The 22,745-nt window shown below is 38.4% G+C and carries 19 protein-coding genes and 1 pseudogene; 11 read left to right on the top strand and 9 right to left on the bottom strand.

The annotated features are described in order from the left end of the window. The first annotated feature begins 33 nt into the window (after positions 1–33). A complete protein-coding gene (locus ADICYQ_RS19475) occupies positions 34–726 on the top strand; it encodes a ComF family protein (RefSeq protein ID WP_040417165.1) in 693 nt (230 codons plus the stop codon). 10 nt (positions 727–736) lie between these two features. Here ADICYQ_RS19475 and ADICYQ_RS19470 read toward each other — a convergent pair whose 3' ends face one another. The 5 genes and pseudogenes from ADICYQ_RS19470 to dapF all read right to left on the bottom strand — a co-directional run bounded on the left by ADICYQ_RS19470 (position 737) and on the right by dapF (position 7,470). Then, complete coding sequence (locus tag ADICYQ_RS19470; protein ID WP_020889687.1) at positions 737–1,507, bottom strand: S1/P1 nuclease; 771 nt, start codon at positions 1,505–1,507, stop codon at positions 737–739. Between the two features lie 13 nt (positions 1,508–1,520). Further along, positions 1,521–2,713 (bottom strand): annotated as a pseudogene (locus ADICYQ_RS19465) (M20 metallopeptidase family protein). Then, entirely contained in the window at positions 2,700–3,242 is a 543-nt protein-coding gene (locus ADICYQ_RS19460) for a hypothetical protein (protein ID WP_020889684.1), read from the bottom strand. The pseudogene ADICYQ_RS19465 and the gene ADICYQ_RS19460 overlap by 14 nt, the downstream one beginning before the upstream one ends. 11 nt (positions 3,243–3,253) lie before the next feature. Then, positions 3,254–6,634 (bottom strand): preprotein translocase subunit SecA, encoded by a 3,381-nt coding sequence (gene secA, locus ADICYQ_RS19455; RefSeq protein WP_020889683.1) that lies wholly within the window; start codon positions 6,632–6,634, stop codon positions 3,254–3,256. A gap of 152 nt (positions 6,635–6,786) precedes the next feature. Next, a complete protein-coding gene (gene dapF, locus ADICYQ_RS19450) occupies positions 6,787–7,470 on the bottom strand; it encodes a diaminopimelate epimerase (RefSeq protein WP_020889681.1) in 684 nt (227 codons plus the stop codon). Positions 7,471–7,874: 404 nt separating this feature from the next. Here dapF and ADICYQ_RS19445 point away from each other — a divergent pair, with 404 nt between their 5' ends. The 6 genes from ADICYQ_RS19445 (at position 7,875) to ADICYQ_RS19430 (ending at position 11,539) form a co-directional block, all read left to right on the top strand. Then, positions 7,875–8,864, top strand: coding sequence for a 2-hydroxyacid dehydrogenase (locus tag ADICYQ_RS19445; RefSeq protein ID WP_020889680.1), 990 nt, complete (start codon positions 7,875–7,877; stop codon positions 8,862–8,864). A gap of 141 nt (positions 8,865–9,005) precedes the next feature. Then, entirely contained in the window at positions 9,006–9,275 is a 270-nt protein-coding gene (locus ADICYQ_RS29395) for a lycopene cyclase family protein (protein ID WP_020889679.1), read from the top strand. Next, entirely contained in the window at positions 9,272–10,183 is a 912-nt protein-coding gene (locus ADICYQ_RS19440; RefSeq protein WP_020889678.1) for a lycopene cyclase family protein, read from the top strand. Before ADICYQ_RS29395 ends, ADICYQ_RS19440 begins: the two co-directional genes overlap by 4 nt. A gap of 180 nt (positions 10,184–10,363) precedes the next feature. Continuing rightward, positions 10,364–10,723 (top strand): hypothetical protein, encoded by a 360-nt coding sequence (locus ADICYQ_RS19435; protein ID WP_040417163.1) that lies wholly within the window; start codon positions 10,364–10,366, stop codon positions 10,721–10,723. Between the two features lie 29 nt (positions 10,724–10,752). Then, positions 10,753–10,917 carry a hypothetical protein gene (locus ADICYQ_RS27470; RefSeq protein ID WP_020889675.1) on the top strand — a complete coding sequence of 55 codons (165 nt, stop codon included), beginning with the start codon at positions 10,753–10,755 and terminating at the stop codon, positions 10,915–10,917. Beyond that, positions 10,886–11,539: a hypothetical protein gene (locus ADICYQ_RS19430; protein WP_146947521.1), complete on the top strand. Its 654-nt coding sequence runs from the start codon at positions 10,886–10,888 to the stop codon at positions 11,537–11,539. The genes ADICYQ_RS27470 and ADICYQ_RS19430 overlap by 32 nt, the downstream gene beginning before the upstream one ends. Positions 11,540–11,641: 102 nt before the next feature. On the opposite strand, the gene ADICYQ_RS19425 is transcribed toward ADICYQ_RS19430, so the two are convergent. The 3 genes from ADICYQ_RS19425 to ADICYQ_RS19420 all read right to left on the bottom strand — a co-directional run bounded on the left by ADICYQ_RS19425 (position 11,642) and on the right by ADICYQ_RS19420 (position 16,074). Further along, a complete protein-coding gene (locus tag ADICYQ_RS19425) occupies positions 11,642–14,164 on the bottom strand; it encodes a PQQ-dependent sugar dehydrogenase (protein WP_020889673.1) in 2,523 nt (840 codons plus the stop codon). Beyond that, positions 14,154–15,077, bottom strand: a complete 924-nt coding sequence (locus ADICYQ_RS29020) for a ThuA domain-containing protein (protein ID WP_020889672.1) — start codon at positions 15,075–15,077, stop codon at positions 14,154–14,156. Before ADICYQ_RS29020 ends, ADICYQ_RS19425 begins: the two co-directional genes overlap by 11 nt. Positions 15,078–15,204: 127 nt before the next feature. Continuing rightward, the gene (locus ADICYQ_RS19420; RefSeq protein WP_020889671.1) at positions 15,205–16,074 is read right to left on the bottom strand and encodes a UbiA family prenyltransferase; all 870 of its coding nucleotides are present in this window, start codon (positions 16,072–16,074) and stop codon (positions 15,205–15,207) included. Positions 16,075–16,161: 87 nt separating this feature from the next. Between ADICYQ_RS19420 and ADICYQ_RS19415 the strand changes: the two genes are divergently transcribed. From ADICYQ_RS19415 to ADICYQ_RS19405, 3 genes are read left to right on the top strand one after another with little or no spacing between them, the layout of a single operon-like run. Next, positions 16,162–17,241 (top strand): type III polyketide synthase, encoded by a 1,080-nt coding sequence (locus ADICYQ_RS19415; RefSeq protein WP_020889670.1) that lies wholly within the window; start codon positions 16,162–16,164, stop codon positions 17,239–17,241. Beyond that, a complete protein-coding gene (locus ADICYQ_RS19410; protein WP_020889669.1) occupies positions 17,238–17,945 on the top strand; it encodes a methyltransferase domain-containing protein in 708 nt (235 codons plus the stop codon). The genes ADICYQ_RS19415 and ADICYQ_RS19410 overlap by 4 nt, the downstream gene beginning before the upstream one ends. Before the next feature lie 49 nt (positions 17,946–17,994). Then, positions 17,995–18,858, top strand: coding sequence for a mechanosensitive ion channel family protein (locus ADICYQ_RS19405; protein ID WP_020889668.1), 864 nt, complete (start codon positions 17,995–17,997; stop codon positions 18,856–18,858). Between the two features lie 134 nt (positions 18,859–18,992). Here the strand turns inward: ADICYQ_RS19405 and ADICYQ_RS19400 are convergent, their stop codons facing one another. Continuing rightward, positions 18,993–19,787 (bottom strand): hypothetical protein, encoded by a 795-nt coding sequence (locus ADICYQ_RS19400; RefSeq protein ID WP_040417153.1) that lies wholly within the window; start codon positions 19,785–19,787, stop codon positions 18,993–18,995. A gap of 563 nt (positions 19,788–20,350) precedes the next feature. Between ADICYQ_RS19400 and ADICYQ_RS19395 the strand changes: the two genes are divergently transcribed. Beyond that, positions 20,351–22,732 (top strand): TonB-dependent receptor, encoded by a 2,382-nt coding sequence (locus ADICYQ_RS19395; RefSeq protein WP_040417151.1) that lies wholly within the window; start codon positions 20,351–20,353, stop codon positions 22,730–22,732. Positions 22,733–22,745 lie beyond the last annotated feature (13 nt).

Genomic DNA, 22,745 nt, shown 5'->3' with positions numbered 1-22,745 from the left:
TGGCTCGTCAATTATAAACAACCCATTTTAGGTATGCGTTTCAAATATTGGGAAGATTTTTTATCTCTTGTACTGCCAGAAACATGTTGTTTGTGCAAACGTAGTTTGTTTCCTTTTGAAGAGCAACTGTGTAAAATTTGCGTTTCCCAGCTGCCAGTGACCAATTATCACCTAATTCCTAAGGAAAATGATTTAAAAATCAAACTTCTGGGCCTTGCCCCTGTTGAAATGGTGATGTCTTACCTGAGGTTTTCCAAAAAGGGTTTCAGTCAAAAACTTCTCCACCAAATTAAGTACAAGAACAAACCTGAGCTGGCAAGGGTTTTGGGACTACATTATGGATACCTCTTGAAAGAGAATGGTTTCATGAATAATTGGAGCCATGTAGTGCCCGTGCCTTTGCATATAAGAAAGCAAGAAATTAGGGGATACAATCAAAGTGAACAGTTTGCAAAAGGTATTGCTGAAGCACTGGAAATTGATTGTAAGGTGTTTCTGTTAAGAAAACGGCCTACAGAAACACAAACGAATAAATCGAGAATTGAACGTTGGGAAAATGTTTCAGCGGTATTTGAGGCCTGTTCTACCTCAGAAATTAAAGGTCAGAGAATACTTTTGGTAGACGATGTGATGACAACTGGTGCAACATTGGCCTCCTGTGCCATTTCGCTCAATGACTATCAGCCTGAAACCATTGACCTGGCCGTTTTGGCTGCAGGTAACTGATGATTATAGGCTATTTAAAGATATCGTTCAATATACCCGCTAGTCGAATTCCTCCTGCTAGTAAGCGAGTTTCGATAATGGGGTAAGTATGGTACCCATAGGAATAGGACAATCGTTTATTGTCAGGAAGATCATATATGATCGGACGTAAATCCACAGCCTCTTGCAACCAATCTTCCATTGGGTTGTTTTGATACTCCAGAATCAGGCTCTTGGTAGCTCTTCTGTTAAGGTGTTGGGAGAGTTCAGTATAGCTAAGATTTTTACCATCTATAATTTTGGAGTCCCAAACGGTGTGTAAGTTGGTGTTTTGATTGAAATAGGTGACTTTTGCATCATTTCCGCCCCTGTCATCTCCAGTTCCAACATGAAGTGGTTGGTGAAGGTCACCTACCAAATGAACAAGCATTTTAAGATAGGCTTTCTTTTCTTCTCTGTCTATTTCGCCGTTTTTAAGTGCAGCGATAATCATTTTTGTCTTGCCATAAGCATCTCCGGATTTTTCCTGAATACTTGGGTCATAGGATTGACCGGTTTTAACAGTCAAATAATGCCAGGAATTTAGACGGTTATAAGATGGATCTGATTTTATTTCATCCATCCAGTTGGCAACCATGGCCAGTGACTCTGGTCCGAGTAGTTCTTCAATGCTTTTTGCAGCCTTTTTGCTAAGGTGATAGGAGGCTATTTCTCCTACCACCCTATGGCCCGTTAGGCCCCAGCCGAATGAATTGAGGACAATTACGCCAACAAGAAAGGCTGTCAAAAATGATTTTTTCATTGCTAACTAATGGTTATTGATGTTTTAATTCTTCCAGGGCTATAAAGGCCATTAAACCTGTACTTAGGCCTAAAGCATCCTCATCAATGTCAAATGTTGGTGTATGTACGCTAGAAACGATTCCTTTTGCTTCATTTCTTGTACCTAACCTGTAGAAACAGCCGTCAATTTCTTGCGTATAGTAAGAAAAATCCTCTGCAGCCATCCAAATGTCAAGATCTAACACGTTTTCTTTGCCCAGGTAAGCCTCTGCTGCATCGATTGCTCTTTGCGTCAATTCAGGCTCATTTTTAAGAAATGGGTAACCGCTACGAATTTCAAATTCAACTTCACCACCCATACCTTCAGCGATGCCTTTGGCTATTTTGACCATGTGACCATGTGCTTCTTTTCGCCAAACTTCATTCAATGTCCTGAAAGTACCTTCAATGTTTACCTCATTTGGTATAACATTGGTAGCACCTTCAGCTATAACTCTTCCAAATGAAAGCACTGAAGGGGTTTTCGGGTCAGCTTTTCTGCTTACTACTTGCTGCAATGCTACCAAAATATGGGCACTGATCAAGATGGGATCTATTATGGTTTCTGGCATGGCACCATGACCACCTTTTCCTTTAACTTTAAGGTACAATTCATCTGCACTGGCCATGTACATGCCTTTTCTAAAACCTACTTTTCCAACAGGAATAAAAGGCATTACATGTTGACCAATAATAGCCGTAGGAGATGGGTTTTGAAGCGCCCCCATCTTTAATCATCATAGATGCTCCCCCAGGAATTTTTTCCTCTCCAGGTTGAAAAAAGCAATTTTATGGTACCTTCAAACTCATCCTTTAAATCATTCAGTATCCTTGCTGTACCCAAAAGGGATGAAGTATGCGCATCGTGCCCACAGGCATGCATTACTCCAGGGTTTGTAGATTTATAAGAAACATCGTTGGCTTCAACAATAGGAAGGGCATCCATATCCCCTCTTAAGGCAATTACCTTTTTACTTGGGTTTTTACCTTCAATGATTACAACAAGACCTGTTTCTGCTTTGGACTCGATATTGGTCAAGCCAAATTCACGTAATTTCGCTTCAACGAATGCCACTGTATTTGTTTCCTGAAAGGATAACTCTGGGTTGGCATGTAAATGTCTTCTTGCGGCAATAACTTCCGATTTATATTTTTCGGATAGCTGGTGTATTTTATCTTTCAACATCGTTAATATTTTCTCCTTCTTTATTTTCTTCAGTGAATTTCATAAACCGCCCTTTAATAATACGGGAGTTTGGAAACACAATATTCATTTTTTCATAAGTGGCCAATGCTTCAATTTTATTAATAAAGCGGCCAACTTTTACCAAATACCTAGGCTGTTCGTATTCCATATAGGTTTGGGTTTTTGGAAATTCCGAATAGGCTTCATTTCTGATTTCAAAAGCCTTTTCTCTATCTACACCACTGTAAATCAATATAGTAAAGCCATTGGCAAACAATTCTTTGTTGTTTGCCTGAGCGATTTGATTTATTCTCCTATTGAGGTCTGAGTCAATGGCAGAAGCACTACTACTTTCTCCAGAAAAACTTTCTGGTTCAGGTAGTTCTGCAAACTGTACCCTACTCTCTTCGAGGTCTTCCGTATAATTGTTGTACCGATCGATGTTTCCACCGCTTTTCCGGATATTGATGATGCCACAGCTGCTTAAAACAAGCAATGACAATAGGTATACATTTAGTTTTTTAAACATGATAAAGGTATTTAATCTTCGATTATCACACACTTAGCATCAGAAATATCCTCTTCTACACTTTTATATTTAACATCCTTCTTCATGTTACCATTGGCATACTTTACAGTGACACGGTCATTTCGACCATACACCTTGTCAGATTTCCTGGGTTTTACAGGATCTTTGCTCACTGCTGGTCTGCTGTTGGCAATTGCCGCTCTTTGTCCACTTTGATTTCCAAGGGTGTTGCCTGCCTCCTCTTTGGATGCTGTTACTCTTGGTTCTGATACTTGTTGACTTTGTGCGACTTTCACCTGATCAGGATCTTGTTTGGGCAGGTCAGACTTGGATATAAAGGAGACGATATCATCGTTAAGCTTACCAAGGAAGCGTTTGAACATTTCAAAAGCTTCGAATTTGTAAATCAACAATGGATCTTTTTGTTCATAAACAGCATTTTGAACCGATTGTTTCAGATCATCCATGTCTCTTAGATGTTCTTTCCAGTTCTGATCGATTATGGCTAGTGTTACTGTTTTTTCTATGGCTCTAATAAGGTCCCTACCTTCATTGTTAATAGTAGATTCCAAATTGATGACAACACCTATTTGCTTGATGCCATCTGATATCGGCACCATTATTTCCTTAACAGTTGCCCCTCTATTTTTTTGTACATCCTTAAGAATTGGAATAGCTCTTTCAAGAATGATATTGTTCTTGCGGGTATAGCTTTTATAGGCTTGGTCGAAAAGTATTTTGGTCAAGGTAACATTGTCCTTTTCCTTAAGCTCTGCCTCCGTAAACTGATGGTCAATACCCAAAGAACTAAAAATGTTCATCCTTAGGTTATCCAGGTCATCAGTGGTTTTGCCCATTTGAATGAGGTCTTCACAAACGTCATACATAATATTAAGGATGTCCAGCTCCAGCCTGTCGCCAATCAGGGCATTTTTCCTTCTTCTATAAACAACTTCCCGTTGGCTGTTCATGACATCATCATACTCCAACAGTCTTTTTCTGACACCAAAATTGTTTTCTTCAACTTTACGTTGTGCTCTTTCAATTGATTTGGTAATCATAGAATGCTGAATCACTTCGCCTTCTTCCAATCCCATTCGATCCATTAGTTTGGCGATTCTCTCTGACCCAAACAAACGCATGAGGTTATCTTCCAGAGACACAAAGAATTGGGTTGTTCCCGGATCTCCTTGTCTTCCAGACCTACCACGTAACTGACGGTCAACACGTCTGGATTCATGTCTTTCTGTACCAACAATTGCCAGTCCTCCGGCTTCCTTGGATTCAGCGGAAAGTTTAATATCCGTACCCCTACCTGCCATGTTGGTGGCTATGGTTACGGTTTTGGCTTTACCAGCTTCTGCTACAACATCTGCTTCACGCGCATGTTGCTTGGCATTAAGCACCTGGTGCTTGATTTTTCTTATGGTAAGCATCCTGCTGAGTAGTTCCGAGATTTCAACCGATGTTGTACCTACTAGTACAGGTCGGTTGGCGTCGGTGAGTTCGTTGATTTCATCTACTACAGCATTGAATTTTTCACGGACTGTTTTGTATACTTTGTCCTGGTGATCTTTTCGTTGTATGGGTTTGTTTGTAGGGATTACTACTACATCCAGCTTGTAAATTTCCCAAAACTCACCTGCTTCTGTTTCTGCAGTACCGGTCATACCGGAAAGTTTATGGTACATTCTGAAATAATTCTGCAAAGTAATGGTCGCATAGGTTTGGGTAGCATCCTCAACCTTTACATTTTCCTTTGCTTCAATGGCTTGATGGAGTCCGTCAGAATACCTACGGCCTTCCATTACCCTACCAGTTTGCTCATCTACTATTTTTACTTTTCCGTCCACCAAGATATATTCGGTGTCCTTTTCAAACATACAGTAAGACTTAAGTAGCTGGTTCACTGTATGAATCCTTTGAGATTTTACCCCATAATCTTTAATGAGCTCCTCTTTTTTGACCAGTTTTTCGTGGTCTTCTATGGATTCATCTTTTTCCAGATCGGCTATTTCCATTCCAATGTCTGGCAAGATAAAGAAGCTATTGTTTTCATTCTTCTTGGTAATAACCTCAATACCATTGTCCGTAAGGTCTACACTGTTTGATTTTTCATCAATGGTAAACAATAGCGGCTCATCTGCTTCAGGCATATTACGCTTATTGTCCTGAAGGTAATGGTTTTCTGTTTTTTGTAGGATTACCCTAACACCCGGTTCAGAGAGGTACTTGATCAATGGCTTGTACTTGGGAAGTCCTCTAAAGGCTCGGAACAAGGATAGTCCCCCATCTTTAGTATTGCCCTCTTTGATAAGCTTTTTAGCTTCTGTCAAGTAATTTTGAACCAGTTTTCTTTGCTCATCTACCAAAGTAGAAACCCTGGGTTTCATTTCGTAAAACTCATGTTCACCACCTCTTGGTACTGGACCTGAGATGATTAGCGGCGTTCTGGCATCATCAATAAGGACAGAATCGACTTCATCTATCATGGCAAAATGATGTTTGCCTTGAACCAGGTCTTTGGAATCCCTGGCCATATTGTCTCTTAAGTAGTCAAAACCAAATTCATTATTGGTTCCATAGACAATATCTGCTTGATAAGCCGTTTTTCTGGCTTCAGAATTTGGTTTGTATTTGTCAATACAATCAACTTTCAATCCGTGGAATTCGAAAATTGGTGCATTCCATTCTGAATCTCGTTTGGCCAAATAATCGTTGACTGTAACAATATGAACACCTCTACCCGCAAGGGCATTAAGGTAAGCAGGTAAAGTAGAAACCAATGTTTTTCCTTCACCAGTTGCCATTTCAGCAATATTTCCTCTGTGTAAAGCAACACCACCCAGTAACTGAACATCATAATGAACCATTGCCCAGGTAACTTCTACTCCTGCAGCAGTCCAGGTATTTTTCCAAGTGGCTTGCTCTCCTTCTAAAACCACGTAGTCTTTTGAAGCTGCCATTGTTTGGTCATGCAAATTGGCCGTAACGGTCAATTCACCGTTTTCTTTTAGCCGGCGAGCTGTTTCTTTAACTACTGCAAAGGCTCTTGGTAAAACTTTTTCAAGGCTTACTTCCAGGGCTTCATCCCTTTCCTTCTCTACAACATCTATTTGGTTGAATAGCGCATCCTTGGCCTGTACTTCTTCTGGATTTAACTTGTCTATTTCGATTCGTAGTTCAGAAATGCGGTCATCAAATGACTTGAGGTCTTCATTGATCACATCCTTGATTTTGGTCGTTTCATTTCTCAATTCATCATCAGAAATATTGGCCAATTGATCAAAGGCGGCATTAACTAGGGTTACGACAGGGCTTAAGGCTTTAATGTCTCGGTCGGATTTCGTTCCGAAGACTTTTGCTAACCCTTTTGCTATTGATTCTAACATATTATTTAAATACTTTTTCTCTTAGGCTAATTAATTGTATTCTTAAACTGCATCAGATGGAACATTGACGGATATAGTACCACTAAAGACTTGTTCAGCTGGACCAGTCAATACTATCTCTTGAAAATTACCATCTTCAATTTTATTAAAACTCACCTGAAGGTTGCCACCAGGCGTTTGAATATTAATCTTATTTTTTGTTCTATTTCTCCGTATACCAAAGCACAAGCTGTGACGCCAGTACCACATGAAAGGGTTTCGTCTTCTACACCTCGTTCATAGGTCCTAACCATGATTGTATCCGCCGATATGGCAGAAATAAAATTCACATTGGTGCCTTCAGGATATTTTTCACTGTCATTTCTGATTGCTCTTCCAGTGCCAACAACATCAAACGATTCGATTTCATTAACAAAACGCATGTGATGAGGTGAACCGGTATTCGCAAAGAAATCCTTACCAATATACTCTATTTCTTTCACGTCCCCCATTCTCAAAGCTACGCTATTACCGGAAATTTCAGCAGTATGAGGACCATCAATGGCCAAAAAAGAAGTTGTACGATCAATTATGCCTAAAAAGGAAGAAAAAGCTACCGCGCACCTGGCACCATTTCCACACATACTTTGTGAGCCATCGGCATTATAATAGCACATTTCAAAATCATAATCCGCATGTGCTTTGATTAGGATTAGCCCATCTGCACCTATCCCAAACTTCCTATGGCAAAGTTGCTGTATATAAGGGATTGGATCCGAACCCAATGAAAATGATCTCCCATCGATCATGATGAAATCATTGCCTGTTCCCTGGTATTTATAGAAATTGATATCCATTTGATTTTAAATAAGTTACCTTCTGATTTGGTTGAATTAACTTGACAGAAAGGCTTAAACAGTTCTGTCGATAGTGTACAAAAATCCAACCAACACCAAAATGAAATACAAAAATAAACAACTTGGCCGAATTTACGGGCTTATATTCAATTAACTACAGGATTTCCTGTCAAGACTGACAAAACGACTTATAAAAGGTAGTGATTGGCCAAATCGCATCTACTGTCCATGGTTGAATCTGAGTAACCTTTCATTTGACTAGAATTATGGATAGGACCTTTAAATTTTATTTCTTTTATCAGGTGAGGAAGCTATAAAACGTTAATTATAATGGCTTATATCCATGTAGCTTTAGTAAATTAGTAACGGAAATGATATGTGGAAACAAAACTTAAATTAAGCCTATGAAAATTGCCGTATTTAGTACTAAGTCATACGATCAAGAATACTTTGAAAAGTATAGTAGTAGGTATGAATATACTTTTTCCTTTTTTGAGACTTCTCTCAATAAGTCAACGGCTAATTTATCCATTGGATTTGATGTTGTTTGTGCTTTTGTCAATGATAAAGTGGACAATGATACCATCGAGATTTTAGCAAAAAATGGTGTTAAATTAATAGCCATGCGCTGTGCAGGTTTCAATAATGTAGACCTTCAATCTGCAAAAGACCATGGCATAAAGGTGGTGCGTGTTCCCGCCTATTCACCTGAAGCAGTAGCAGAACACTCTGTGGCATTGATTCTGACCTTAAATAGAAAAACCCATAAAGCATACAACCGGGTGAGGGAAGGTAATTTCTCCTTAAAAAATCTGATTGGATTTAATCTGTATGGAAAAACAGTAGGTGTAGTTGGAACTGGAAAAATTGGAATAGCTTTCTGCAGGATTATGAAGGGATTCGGCTGTAAAATCCTGGCCTATGATATTGCGGTTTCAGAAGAGTTGGTTGCCATGGGCGTGAAATACTTGCCAATAGATGAAGTATTCAAACAATCTGATATTTTATCCTTGCACTGTCCGCTTATGCCTGCTACCAAACATATGGTGAATAAAAGTTCGCTGGCAAAAATGAAAGACGGTGTAATGATCATTAATACGAGTCGAGGGGCGCTAATAAATACAGCAGATGCCATTGATGGTCTGGCACAGAAAAAGATCGGATATTTGGGGATAGATGTTTATGAACAGGAAGAAAAGCTGTTTTTTGAAGATTTGTCAGAGAGTATCATTCAGGACGATTATATCCTGAGGCTAAATAGTTTTCCAAATGTGTTGATTACTTCACATCAGGCTTATTTTACGAAAGAAGCCATGGACCAAATTACCCTTATTACATTGGATAATATTCATGCCTTTGAAATGAATGAGAAATTGGAAAACGAAGTAAGCTAAACAATTGCTGATTTGCGTTCTGATTTTAATCAAAAAATATCTTCAGGTTTAAACATGTTTTCAATTTCAGGTGTTTAGCAGTTTTAAAAGGATTAAAACTGAGATTGCCTATTCAACATTCAAGGCAAGAAATATCAATTCATGAAACTAGATTACGACTATATCATCGCAGGTTCAGGATTAGCAGGGTTAAGTTTATTGCACAGGCTTCTGTTGGATAAGGACTTGCAAAGCAAAAGAGTTCTGGTCATTGATAAGGTTGAAAAGATGGACAATGATCGGACCTGGTGTTTTTGGGAAAAAGGTGCAGGAATATTTGAACCTATTGTTCATCACCATTGGGAAACCTTACAATTTTTTCCCCAGACGTATCAAAAACATTTGAACTCAAAAAGTACAAATATAAAATGATTCAGGCTGGTGATTTTTACTCGCTAGTTCTGGGTCATGCTTCCAGTTTTGAAAATGTTACCTTCAAAACAGAGGCTATCCTGGACATGAAGGTAAAAGATGGAAATGCCATTCTTGAAACGGAAAAAGGACAATATTCAGGGCAGTATATTTTTAATTCTACTGGTTTGTTTAATCCTGAAATGAATACCCAAAACACCCTACTACAGCATTTCATGGGTTGGTTCATCCAAACGGACTCACCCGTTTTCAATGAGAAAATTGGGACTTTGATGGATTTTAGGTTGGAGCAAGCAAATGGCACCACCTTTATGTATGTATTGCCAACAAGTAACACGAAAGCCTTGATTGAATACACACTATTTAGCGAAAGCACCCTGGATAAGGAAGATTATCAGATGGCCCTTAAGGAGTATATTGAGAAGGAGCTAAAAATCAAGCACTACGAGCTGACACATGAAGAATTTGGGGTAATTCCCATGTCTCTGGCCAAATTTTCCGCCACGGTAAAGGAGGAACATAGAATTGTCAACATAGGGACAGCTGGTGGTTTTACGAAAGCCAGTACTGGTTATACTTTTCAGTTTGTACAAAAGCACGTGTCACAAATTGTAAATGAATTGAAACTAAATCAATCTCCAGCAATCAGTCTGACTTGGAAAGACAGCATTTATGCCTGGTATGACAGGACCTTACTTGATGTGTTGCTCTCAAAAAAGGCAACTGGTAGGGCAATTTTCTCCAGTTTATTCAAGAAAAATTCGCCCGAGAAAATCTTATCCTTCCTGGACAACGACAGTAACTTTTGGGATGAATTTAAAATTAGGAACAGTGTTCCACTTTTAGCATTTATGTCATCTGGTATGCGGCAATTATTTTCGAAGAAAAAAGCCCAGCCTAAAAATTAAAATGTTGAAATAATGGACAAATATTAGCCGCGTTTCGTCTTTAGATTAGTGTTCTGTTAATGACAATGAAAAACATGGCTGTTTGTCTGGTTTTGGACATTCGCAGTAGCATTATTCTGGTATATACTTATCGGCAACTCAATAAGGATTTTATCCCATACGCTCCGAAAGACATTAATAATGAAAATATTATTCCCATTTATCGCATTGCTATTTCTGAGTTCTTGTATACCTGAAGGGCAAGAAAGGGGAAAGTTCGAATTGACAAATGAAGAACGGCAAACCATTCCCTACTTAGCAGGTGAAAGGATTGCCTTTAGCCATTCCAATGGTTTTGAATTTGATTTGAAAGTTAGCAATAAGGACACCAAATTTCAAAAGTCTGAAACTTATCATGCCGGAGATGATTATTTCACCTATGAAACACTTACCACTATTCTTGAAAGTGATGTTCCAGAGTTAACCATCAACCTGACTGTTTTTCCTTTGGCGTATAATCCATTTATGTCAGTTGAGATAAACAGTTATTTTTTGAAATAGACCTGAGTACACCTCCTGAATGGGAAAAATTGACCCTTGGTGAAAAAGAATACGACAATGTTTATCAAGCCGTATCCAATGATTCGGATGCTGAAATAATTAATCCTGAGAAGGTTTTTTTCTCTAAAGAGCTGGGTTTAATTCAAATTATAATGACCAACGATGAAAAATTCACAGTTAAAGAAGAGAATTAACTTTTGCGCTCTCTTATTGATTTTTGCCGGTTGTGTAGAAGAGCCTTGTTTAGACATTCCAGAATTGGAACGAAGACTGACTAATATTAAGGAATGGGCAGTAAAAGACACTATTGGAAACCAGACGATAATTGATTCCAACGAAATCCAACAAACCCTAATCTTGAGTAGTAAAGACTCATTCTATCATGAAAACATAGTGGAAGATGATTGTGGGAATACTTTTGGAAGTTATTATTTTTCGGTTCAATACAATACCTCTTTTTCGCCTCTTCACTTAATGGTGGACATTCAAGGGTCGGGCATCTCGGAGGATGGCTATAACCTAAGACTTACTGTTACCAATACCAATGGTGTTTCGGTTAAATCCTCAACTTATGATTTTGTTACTGAAACTTCCCGAGATGACAGTGCTGTCATAACAGCGGTTGAAGGCTTTCAAAGTGCTGGCCAATTGTACAATAATGTGCTAAAATTCACTTTCAAGGATTCAATGTTGCCAAATGAAATCAAAACGGTGTACTATGCTAAAGGCTATGGCATTGTAAAGTTTTCCGAGCAAATGGGAATGAATTTGAACTCAGTGATGGGTAGATGGTATGTTCAGCTTACCAGGCGTTAAGAAGGTTCCAATGAAATAGTCATTTTGATTGCCCTATTTGGGCAAAAAAAAGGCCTGTAAATACATAATTTACAGGCCTTTAATATTTATTCAGATGATGAATTATTTACTTATCATTTCCATAGATAAAATACTCATACTTACTGATTCTTCTTCATTAAGTGCTTCTGTTACTATATAAAGGTCTTGAAAATCTGCAGTTACATCATCATTGAACTTCAACGCTATGGTTTGTGTGTTCATGCTTTCTTCCGCATTTTTTCTGATTACTACCTGACCGATAACTTTTCCTTCGGAACTACCAGACCGGGCTTCTAATTGATAGCCATAGTCAAAAGGACGTAAAGAGCTTACTTTAAAATTAATTCCTTCCAAACCTGTAAGGTCAATGTTTTTAAGCGTAAAATAACCTTGACCTAAAGGAGAGGATAAAGTCTGCTGACCATTTTCATTGCCGATGTTATAACCAAAGTAGTCATCAAGTTCTCCTAAATTAATATTACTGTTTCTAAGGAATACAGTGGTAGAAGTACTAAGCGGCTTGATATTGCTCCCTCCTTTGTCTGTAAAGCTCGCATTCAATAGCATGACACCATTATTGACCACTTTTTTGCATTGAAGTGGATCCAGTTGACCTGAGGCAGGTAGGGATGGCTCTTGGTTTTCCAATCCATTTAGCGAAAGGACAAAGGCTACAATTTTTCTTGCATCTCCTTCTTTTAAGGTTGGGTTAGCAGGCATCATTGTTTCTCCCCAAACGCCAGAACCACCTTTAATGATTTTATTTATCAATTTGTCCACTGCTCCTGGTGAATCGGCATATTTCTTAGCAACATCAGTATAACCAGGGCCTACTGATTTGCCATCGATTTGGTGACAGCTTTTACAAGTAAGAGATTCCATAAGGCTTTTTCCTGCCATGGCTTCAGACATTACCTGGTGTCCTAAGGCTGCTTCCGCTTTGTCAAAACCTTCGATATAATCTGCAGAAAGGTAAAGTGAAGAAAGATCTTCTCCAGCTGACGGATCATCCGGGTCATTGACCGTTACTTCATAGTTTACTTTTTCATTAGGGAAGTAAAAGCTTCCGTTGCCTTCAAATGTTACATTTATACTAGGTGCAATATTGCCAGCATATACATTGATGGTTTGGCTTTTAACCGTTTTGTTTCCAGTATCTGAGACAGTTACAGAGATATCATAATCCCCCACTTTGTCAAAAGTATGAGAAAGCTCAGGAACTTTGGTCTCCATTGTTTCACCATTTCCCAAATCCCATACATAGTTTAATGCATCGTTTTCAGGGTCTTTTACTGATGTCGTTAATTTTACTTCCAATGGAAGGCTACCAGAGGTTTTGTCTGCAGTGATTGAGGCGATTACCGGCGCCCTGTTGCCTGGGTTATAATTAATAACAGAGAGGGCAGCATCGTCATTGGCGCTAAACCAGCCTTTACCATATTCCAAAAGATAAAGTTTACCATTCGGACCTAATTCCATGTCGATAAGGGCATTGTGCCTTACTCCCTCCATGAAGGGTTCCATTTTTAGGTAATCCCCATTTTGATCCATGGTTACTACTTTTATCCAACCCCTTATCCAATCATAAATAAACAGCTTGCCGTCATAATAGCTTGGCAATCCACCACCATCAGGATAAAGATCGGAATAGTACACAGGACCTGCCATGGCATTCCTACCGCCTGTTCCTACTTCAGGGAATTCTTCTGATTCGTCATAAGGGTAGTATATAAATGCTGGTTGTGCAGGAGGCAATTCATTAATACCGGTGTTGTTTCTAGAGTTATTAATTGGCTTGGCCGGATCGAAAGTGTTTTTACTTTCACCTGTATTAAAATCAATAGCTGTGTAAGGGTAATTGTTACCTACAAAGAAAGGCCAGCCAAAGTAACCTGCTTTTTTTGCCTGGTTTACTTCATCATATCCTTTAGAACCCCTTACTCCAAATTGGTCTTCTCTTGCATCAGGACCAACTTCACCCCAATACAAAAAGCCTGTTTTCTGATCGACTGTAATCCTATAAGGGTTACGGTTTCCTTGTACATAGATTTCAGGTTTGGTTTTATCCGTTCCTTCAGGGTAAAGGTTTCCTTCAGGAATACTGTAAGATCCATCTTCGTTTACTTTTATTCGAAGGATTTTACCTCTGAGGTCATTGGTATTTCCTGAGGACCTGGCCGCATCGTACTGTTCAAAACCTGGCCTATCGTCTAAAGGACCATAACCTTTCAAGGTATATTCCTGGTTGGGTTGGTTGAAAGGAGTCGAGTTGTCTCCTGCTGAAACATACAATAATCCATTGCTATCGAAAGCGATAGAACCTCCTGTATGACAGCAAATACCTCTTTGAGAATAAAACTGTAGGATTACCTGCTCTGTATCCATTTTCCACTCGTCATTTTCAAACTTAAAGCGGGAAAGTCTATTAACGGATTCATCGATTGGGCTGTAGAAAACGTAAACCCAATGATTGTTTGCAAAATCTGGGTCTGCTTGTATTCCCATAAGCCCCTCTTCCGCATTTACTTTAGGCACATCTGTTTGCCAGTAAACATCAAGGTGGGCTATTTTATTTGTTTCGGTGGCACCATTTTTATAAAGCATGATTTTCACCTCTTCTTTGAGAGATTAAAACATCAAGATTAGGTAAAATGGTCATTTCAGTAGGCTCCTTGAATTCTCCTACCACTAAGTTTACCTTTTCAAAACGGTCAGCATCAGGTACTATTTTGCTTTGCGCACTGGAGTAGTCCAGTATTTTATTGTCTCCGATGGCGTACTTTATACCTTCGAGTACGTGTTTTAAATATAGCTCTTCTTTATAAGAGGCTTTTGTATGGCCACTGCCAGTATAGAAAGCACGACCTCCATCGTATTCATGGTACCAAGCTATAGGGTGCTCTCCCATGTCTTCGCCGCCTTGATAGCTGCTTTCATCCAATGTTATTAAAACATTGACGTCCGGATTTAAATTTTTGTAACTGTACCACTCATCTGTTCTTGTCCATTTTTCAGGAAGGAATGACGTACTTGGGTTGGTCCTATCTATGACGTCCAAATCCCCTTGTTGTACATTGGGATGTGGGTCGTTTATTCCTGGGTGGTCTACAAAATAGCCACCGACCATTTTACCATACCAATTCCAGTCGTATTCGGTATCAGCTGCAGCATGGATTCCTACAAACCCGCCTCCAGCTTGAATGTAGCGTTCAAATACAGCTTGTTGGTTGTTATTTAATACATCACCGGTAGTATTTAAGAAGATTACAGCGCTGTATTCTTTCAATAATTCTTCGGTAAACATATCAGCATTTTTGGTGCTTTCTACCAAAAAGTCATTTTGTTTACCTAATTCGGTGATGGCCTGAATTCCTTCCGGAATGGATTCATGATAATACCCATCTGTTTTGGAAAAAACGAGTACTTTTGGCTCTTCGGGTCTACTGGTGCAGGCTCCTAATAGGAGCGTTGCAAATACTAGGGAACACAATCCCTTGATGACACTATTATTGGACATAGGTTGATTTTTATTTTGGAGCAATATAATGAATATCTTTTTTTGCCTTGACCATTTGTAAATATATTAGGTTCAAATAGCAATTATATAGGAGACTTTTGGCATTGAAATCTAAAAATAGACACAGTTATTGGGCGAAATAGTAATAGATGAAGAAAAAGTTTAAAACACTGGAAGAAATTTTGTTCATCCTCATCGCCATAGTATGGTTGGCGTATTTTTTTGGATCCTTTAATATTAAGGTAAACCAAATGTAAAAGTATATAACCAAAGGTGCAGTGCTGCCAAGAAACCACCAAATTGCCCATTGGGCATCTATGTGGGTAAAATACCAAATGAAGGTAATTCCGGAGATTAAAAACCAAATGGCCGAAAAGTAAAAGGTGCCCTTTATTCCCAGTTTTAAACTTAGGGTAATGTCTCCCCTCTTTTTGTCCTCCTCATGTTGGTAAACCTGCGTCAATGGATAGGACCCCAAAAGCAGTAAGGTAGTAATAAGTGCAGGTAACAATAACTTCCATTCTAATAATAGGCTAAAACTTCCATCTACAAACCCTATGACACACATGGCAAATGTAAATGCCCCCTGAAAAACTCCTGCCGTAAGCCAACTAAGGTAAGGATACTTTTTTAAACGTATGGAAGGATGACTATATGCCATGGAAATGAGGCCGTATAGAAGTACCATGGAAAAAAAGATTCCATTAATAAATAATGCACCTATAAGGGCTATTCCAAAAAAAACCAGCGACAGATAATACAGACCAATGGTTACTTTTTTGGGGTTTTTGAGCCCGCCTATACTTTTTTCATCCTTATCAAAATAGCTGTTATATCCATTACTGGAAGGGTATAGAAATAGATGCAAAATTACCCCTACCGCTATAATATTTACAATTGGCACATCAGTTGCAGAGGAAAGAGCAAACCAAAAAACAGGCATTAGGTAGTAAGAAAATGGAATTCGAAGGTGTTCCCAGCTGGATTTTTTAAACATATATGTAATGCGAGATAACAATTCGCTTTGTCATTGGTTTTTTACTTATCTTGAAATGTACTATAAATTAAAGCTAAACTAAAATCAATGAAGAGCCAAATAAAGAGCATAGGCCTTGCTAGTCCAGGGAAACCTATAGAACAGGAATTGATTTGCCGTTTTATGCAAAAAGCTCATGGTTTGGATTCCAATGAAAGTAGAAAGCTATCCTTTGTTTACCGAAAATCAGGGATAGCCCAAAGGTATAGCGCCCTTAATGACTTTAATTATAGCGATCCTCAGGACTTCGATTTTTTTCCAAAAAACGAACTGCTAGAACCTTTTCCCGATACCCTAACTAGGATGGATGTTTTTAAGAAGGTGGCTCCTGATTTGGCCATTGAGGCCATAGAAAAATGCCTGGCCAAAACCGATGTGAAACCTGAAGATATAACCCATCTAATCTTAATATCATGTACAGGGATGTACGCCCCAGGGGTTGAATTGGATATAATTAACAGGTTGGGTCTACCGAACACCGTGGAGCGGTATGCCATTCATTTTATGGGCTGTTATGCGGCTTTCAATGGAATTAAGATGGCAGATAGAATTTGTAAAAGTGAACCCACGGCCAAAGTGCTGGTTGTTGGAGTGGAGCTTTGTACCATTCATTTCCAGAAGGATTACAATGAAGACAATGTACTTGCCAATGCCATTTTTGGGGATGGAGCTGCCGCTGTTCTCATACAGCAGGGTGGGCAAGGGATGCACATCGAAAATTACCAATCCAATATTATACCTGATGGTGCCGAGGACATGGCATGGTCAATCGGAAATTTTGGCTTTCAGATGAAGCTGAGCAAGTACATACCCAACCTATTGGAAAAAGGGATAAAGGATTTTGCAGATGGATTGGAAGAGCAATTTGGCCTTTCAACTATCAAACATTTTGCCATTCACCCTGGAGGTAAGCAAATTTTAAACAAAATCGAAAATGCCTTTGGTATTGAGGTAAGCCAAAACCAGCATGCACACAATATTTTAAAGGACTTTGGAAACATGTCATCGGTTACCATTCTCTTTGTCTTGGAGGCTGTATTGAATGATTCATCCATAAAAGGAAAAGTATTGGCAATGGGTTTTGGACCTGGGTTAACTTTAGAAAGCCTACTAATAGAAAAGCCATGAGTAAGTTCCTGCACAGAAGTGAAGAGAAAGAAATAATGGATGACCTGGCATGTAGCGGTCAGGAGTTAACTCAGACATTGAAAGAATTAAGAACGATTAATAAACTTCTGGGAGGAAACAATGTGACCACTTCTGGCCTTGCGGTTTTGATGAAGTCTTCAAAAAATCAGCCCATGACCATTGCTGATCTGGGTTGTGGCGGAGGAGATATGGCCATACACATTAATAAATGGGCAATAAATAAAGGAATATCACTGCAGGTAATAGGAGTCGATGCCAACCCTAACATTATAGAGCTGGCCAAGGAGAAAGCAAAAAAAGAAAACAGGACCATTGAATTTGTGGTGGGAAATGTTTTTGATCCAGATTATATCAAGGACCCTGTAGACATTCAAACCTGTACTTTGTTTACGCATCATTTTACTAATGAGGAACTTGTAAATATTTTAAAAAACCTTAAAAGCAAAACCAGGGTTGGTTTTGTAATCAATGACCTACACAGGAATTTTTTAGCTTATTACGCTATAAAATGGCTTACAAGAGTTTTTTCTAAATCCAATATGGTTAAAAATGATGCCCCCCTATCTGTGTTAAGGTCTTTCAAAAAGAAGGATTGGGAAGAGATATTGGCGGCATCTGGAATTGAGAAATATAAAATTTCATGGCATTGGGCCTTTAGATGGCAAGTTATTTGCTGGTTCTGATACTTGTATTTTGAAATTTTTATTAATTCATTAAAAACCAGTTTAATTTATGGAGTTTGATAACAATACTCTTAGTGGGATAATTGAAAATGCAAGCCCTTTAGTGTGGGTCGCATTAATTAGTATTTTGAAAGCCGTTGTCGTTTACTTTGCTGGTAAATGGGTAATAGGGTTAGTTATAAAAGCTGTAGACAAAATTTTTAAGAAGTCCGATTTAGACGCTTCCTTATCTAGCTTTTTGAAGAGTTTTATTAGAGGGCTTTTATACGTTTTATTAATTCTTGCTATACTTGCTACCCTAGGTGTAGAAGTAACTGCTTTCATTGCAGTGTTGGGTGCCGCGGGTTTGGCCATTGGTCTGGCACTTCAAGGTTCTCTTGCCAATTTTGCAGGAGGGGTATTAATACTTGTGTTCAAACCTTTTAAGATTGGAGATACTGTAGAAGCCCAAGGTATTCTTGGTTCAGTAGAAAAAATCGATATTCTGTATACTACCGTAAGGCAATTTGACAATAAGGTAGTAACTGTTCCTAATGGAAACTTAGCGAACAATAACATTACCAATTATTCTGAAAAGCCAACCAGAAGAGTGGAGATGGCAGTAGGTGTAGCTTATGGAACGGATTTGAAAGTGACCAGAAAAATCATTCTGGATACTTTGAAAAAAGACGATAGGATTCATGCTGATCCAGCCCCTGCAGTTTACTTTACTAATTTTGGTGACAATTCTTTGGATCTTTCGGTAAGGTGTTGGGCGGATGCTGGTGATTTGTGGCCAGTTTTTTGGGACAATATGGAAAACATTAAAGAAGCTTTAGAGGAAAAAGAAATTGAAGTACCATTTCCTCAGAGAGATGTGCATCACTATTTTCCTGAAGGTAATCCGGAATTAAAAAGTGTAGAAAAAAAATAGGAAAAAAATGCCGGAGTCTCAGTTACTACCAAGTTGTTGAGACTCCGGACAAACCCTACATTAAAAAATAACCAACTATCTACAATCAATCTTCCTCACACAAAAATAAATTACAAAAAATAATTTTCTTATAATCAGCTACATCCTAAGGATTCAAAGCTTACTATTTTATTTTGATAGGTATTGGTACTTATTTGTAAGCTTCCTTCTATTGGATCATATGATCCTGATTCAATACACTTCTGCATGTATTTAAAAGGTTGTACTATTTCAAATGTTGTCTTGCTGTAATCCTGAGCGGTCAAAGAACCATTACCTTTCAAATAAATCCTGAATCCTTCATTTTCTGTTGAAAGCTCTAATTCCCTGATATAACTTTGGTCTAAATTAAACTCCTGACCATTCAAGTTAGTCATCTTGAAATTTTTCACACTGGAGGAAAAGCTCAAGGTTCTGGTGCTTGCATCATAACCCAAGTTTTCTAATTTTCTCTGTCCATTCATTTGATGGCCGTTTAAAGAGAAATTTTCGAAATCAATAGTAAGAATGCTACCTTTACTTAATATCCCTCCTGAATAGTTAATGGTTAAATTACCTATTCTTTCCATGCCACGGTCACTTACGCAACCACTTCCAAAATCAACTTTTACTTGACCAATTTTATCATCTCTTGTAATCATTGTACCAGGACAACTTAACTCATCCAATAATGGTATCAATCGTTGTTGGCTAAGGTCTTGTTGCATGGTGGACATTACCATCAAATCAACTTCTTCCATAAGCCCCATCATTTCAGAAATTTCTTCCGAAGAAATGGTTTTAGTATCAATCGGTGCCAAATCCTCTTGATCTGAAGTCACGCAAGAGACTGCTGTAAGAAGCAATCCAACTGCGAAGCTATTGATCAAATATGTTTTCGGATTATTCATGATAAAATTGATACTTTAATGTTTGTTTTGCTACTTTGTTTTCGAAAAGTACTGTGGTATTATTTCTTTTACTAATAAAAAACCAATTAAATGACTATTAAAATTAACAAAGCATATATTTAGTTTTGAAAAGCAAAAAATGTTATACCAGCGAGGTCATTGCCTTATAAATGTCATTACCTTAAAAAAAAATGCACTTTAGCCCATTGTTATTTCAATATACCCCCCATTTTTATTGTAAAAGCTTGATATCTTTACCTTTGATGAGAAAAATAGCCTTAAACCGTGAATGTCACCTTCTCTATTTTTTCTACCTACAATTCCCGAATAAGTAAACCATTAATAGGGATATAAAGAGAAGCAATTAAAGGGGTTACCCTGCTTTAAAAAATTTTAGCTCTTCGAAAATAGGGTTAATTCTTTGTCCCCTTCTCCTTGATAAGCTTTATGCCTTATCAAGCTGGATTAAACTATAGTAAAAATAATGTTTTATTTAGATTAATTCCAAATAAATCTTGTTTAGAATCATCACAGTTACTAATTTTGATAAAATTTATAAAGCAATGAAACAAAGCATATTACTAACTATAGGATTAATTTTATTTGGGTTTACTTCTACTTTTGCTCAAAAGGCAAGTATTTATGGTGTAGTTACCACTTCAGATGGGCAAGCACTTGAATATGTTAACGTTGGTATTGTGGGTTTGGCTAAAGGAGGAACAACTGCCCGAAATGGTGGTTTTGAAATAAACAATATCGAGCCTGGGGAACATACCATTTTTGCCTCATTCATAGGGGCTAAAAGGCAAGAAAAGACTATTCAACTGTCAGCTGGGGAAAGACTCGCTATTAAGTTTAGTCTGGAAGAATCAGCATCGGATCTTTCCGAAGTGATTGTTACAGATGTTGGTACCAACCGATTTTATGCTGACAGTGTATTTACAGTCGCCAAATTACCTTTAACAGATCTTCAGAACCCACAGGTTTATAACTCCATATCTTCCCGCTTACTTAAGGAGCAGGTAGTTACCAATATGAATGATGCGCTTAAAAATGCTACCGGAGTAGCTCGTCTTTGGCAATCAACCGGAAGAGGTGGAGATGGTGCCGAGTATTATTCTATGCGTGGCTTTTCTGTGCAGCCGACCATGGTCAATGGAATGCCAAGTTTGAATAATGGGGGATTGGATCCGGCCAATGTCGAACGTGTAGATGTTATAAAAGGGCCCTCCGGGACACTGTTTGGGAGTTCTGTAATTTCTTATGGGGGCCTTATCAATATTACAACAAAGCGTCCTGGAGATTCCTTTAAAGGAGAACTTGGATTGATCACTGGAAGCTATGGTTTGAACAGGTTTACTGCCGATGTCAACACCCCTCTGAATGAATTGTCTTCTGTTCGGGTAAATATGGCTTATCAAAACAGTAATACTTTTCAGGATGCAGGAGGAAGCAAATCATTTTTCCTGGCACCCTCATTTAAATTTCAAGCGAGTGAAAGACTTACCTTTTTGATCAATACAGAGTTCTTGAATACTACCTCTGTTAATGCTCCTATGCTTTTCCTAAACAGATCTAACCCAATCACTTTTTCAGAAATTGAGCTGTTCGAAAATAATTATGAGCGTTCTTTTACTGGAAATGAATTGGCGATTAACAATTCCAGCTATGGCTTACAAGCACAAGCCCTTTACAAAATCACAAAAGATTGGACTTCGCAAACGGTTGTTTCCCGGTCTGCTACAAAATCAGATGGCTATTACAATTATTTATTTGATGATAGTAATGGAGACAGTTTCACTAGGTACATCTCTGATAGAAACGGTCAAACCTTGACTACAGACATTCAGCAAAATTTTATAGGTGATTTTGACTTTTCGTCCATCCATAATAAACTTGTTGTTGGATTGGATTATTACGAATCGTCGCTGTTCAATGGCAGCACGGGTTGGGTAGGAAATGGTACTGTTACCCTTTCTGACGGTGTTGATACCGGGGTATTGACGCAGGCAGGTGTTGATGATTTATTGAAAAACTCCTTTGAAGGAAATACTACTGGAAATACGCGTGTAATGAGTGCTTACGTTTCTGATGTAGCGGAGGTACTTCCTGAACTTTCAGTTATGGCCAGTGTTCGGGTAGACAATTTTAAAAGTGAAACAGGTGATTGGTCTGCAGATGGTGCAAAAACGCAAACGGCATTTTCGCCCAAGTTTGGATTTGTTTACCAAGCCATTCGAGATAAAGTTTCTGTTTTTGGAAACTATATGAATGGTTTTGTAAATGTTGCGCCGAGGTCTGTAGCTGATGCCAATGGCAGCAACCAAAGACTAAAAACGTTTTCTCCAGAAAATGCCAACCAGATTGAACTTGGCGTGAAGACCAAGCTTTATGATGATAAAGTAGCAGCTACAGCCAGCTATTATCATATCAATGTTAGCAATCGGGTAATGACGGATCCTGACAATATCAATAATGTCATACAAGGTGGGCAAGTTAAAAGCCAGGGCTTAGAAATTAGTATAATCGCTAATCCTATTGAGGGATTAAACCTTGTGGCAGGATACAGTAAAAACAATTCAGAGGTAACCAAAGATTATGAAGAAAATGGATATTTGGGATTGAGACCAGAAGAGGCAGGACCAGAACAACTCATTAATTTTTGGGCAAGCTATTCTTTTTTATCAGGAGATTTAAAAGGGTTTGGACTTGGCTTGGGAGGCAATGCAGCAAGCGAGTACCTGACCATCAATAGAGCAAACATTGGCTCTTTTGCTTTACCAGCTTACCAGGTATTTAATGCTTCGGTAAATTATACTGGATCCCAATACTTTCTGGCATTGAAGGTTAATAACTTTACCGATCAAAAATATTACTCGGGCTGGTCTACAGTGACTCCCCAAAATCCAAGAAATATCTCCTTAAGCTTAAACTACAAGTTTTAATGAAGGTTAAAAA

This window comes from Cyclobacterium qasimii M12-11B, from assembly GCF_000427295.1.
Taxonomy (GTDB): Bacteria; Bacteroidota; Bacteroidia; order Cytophagales; family Cyclobacteriaceae; genus Cyclobacterium; species Cyclobacterium qasimii.
This window is presented reverse-complemented; position numbering and strand designations above follow the sequence as displayed.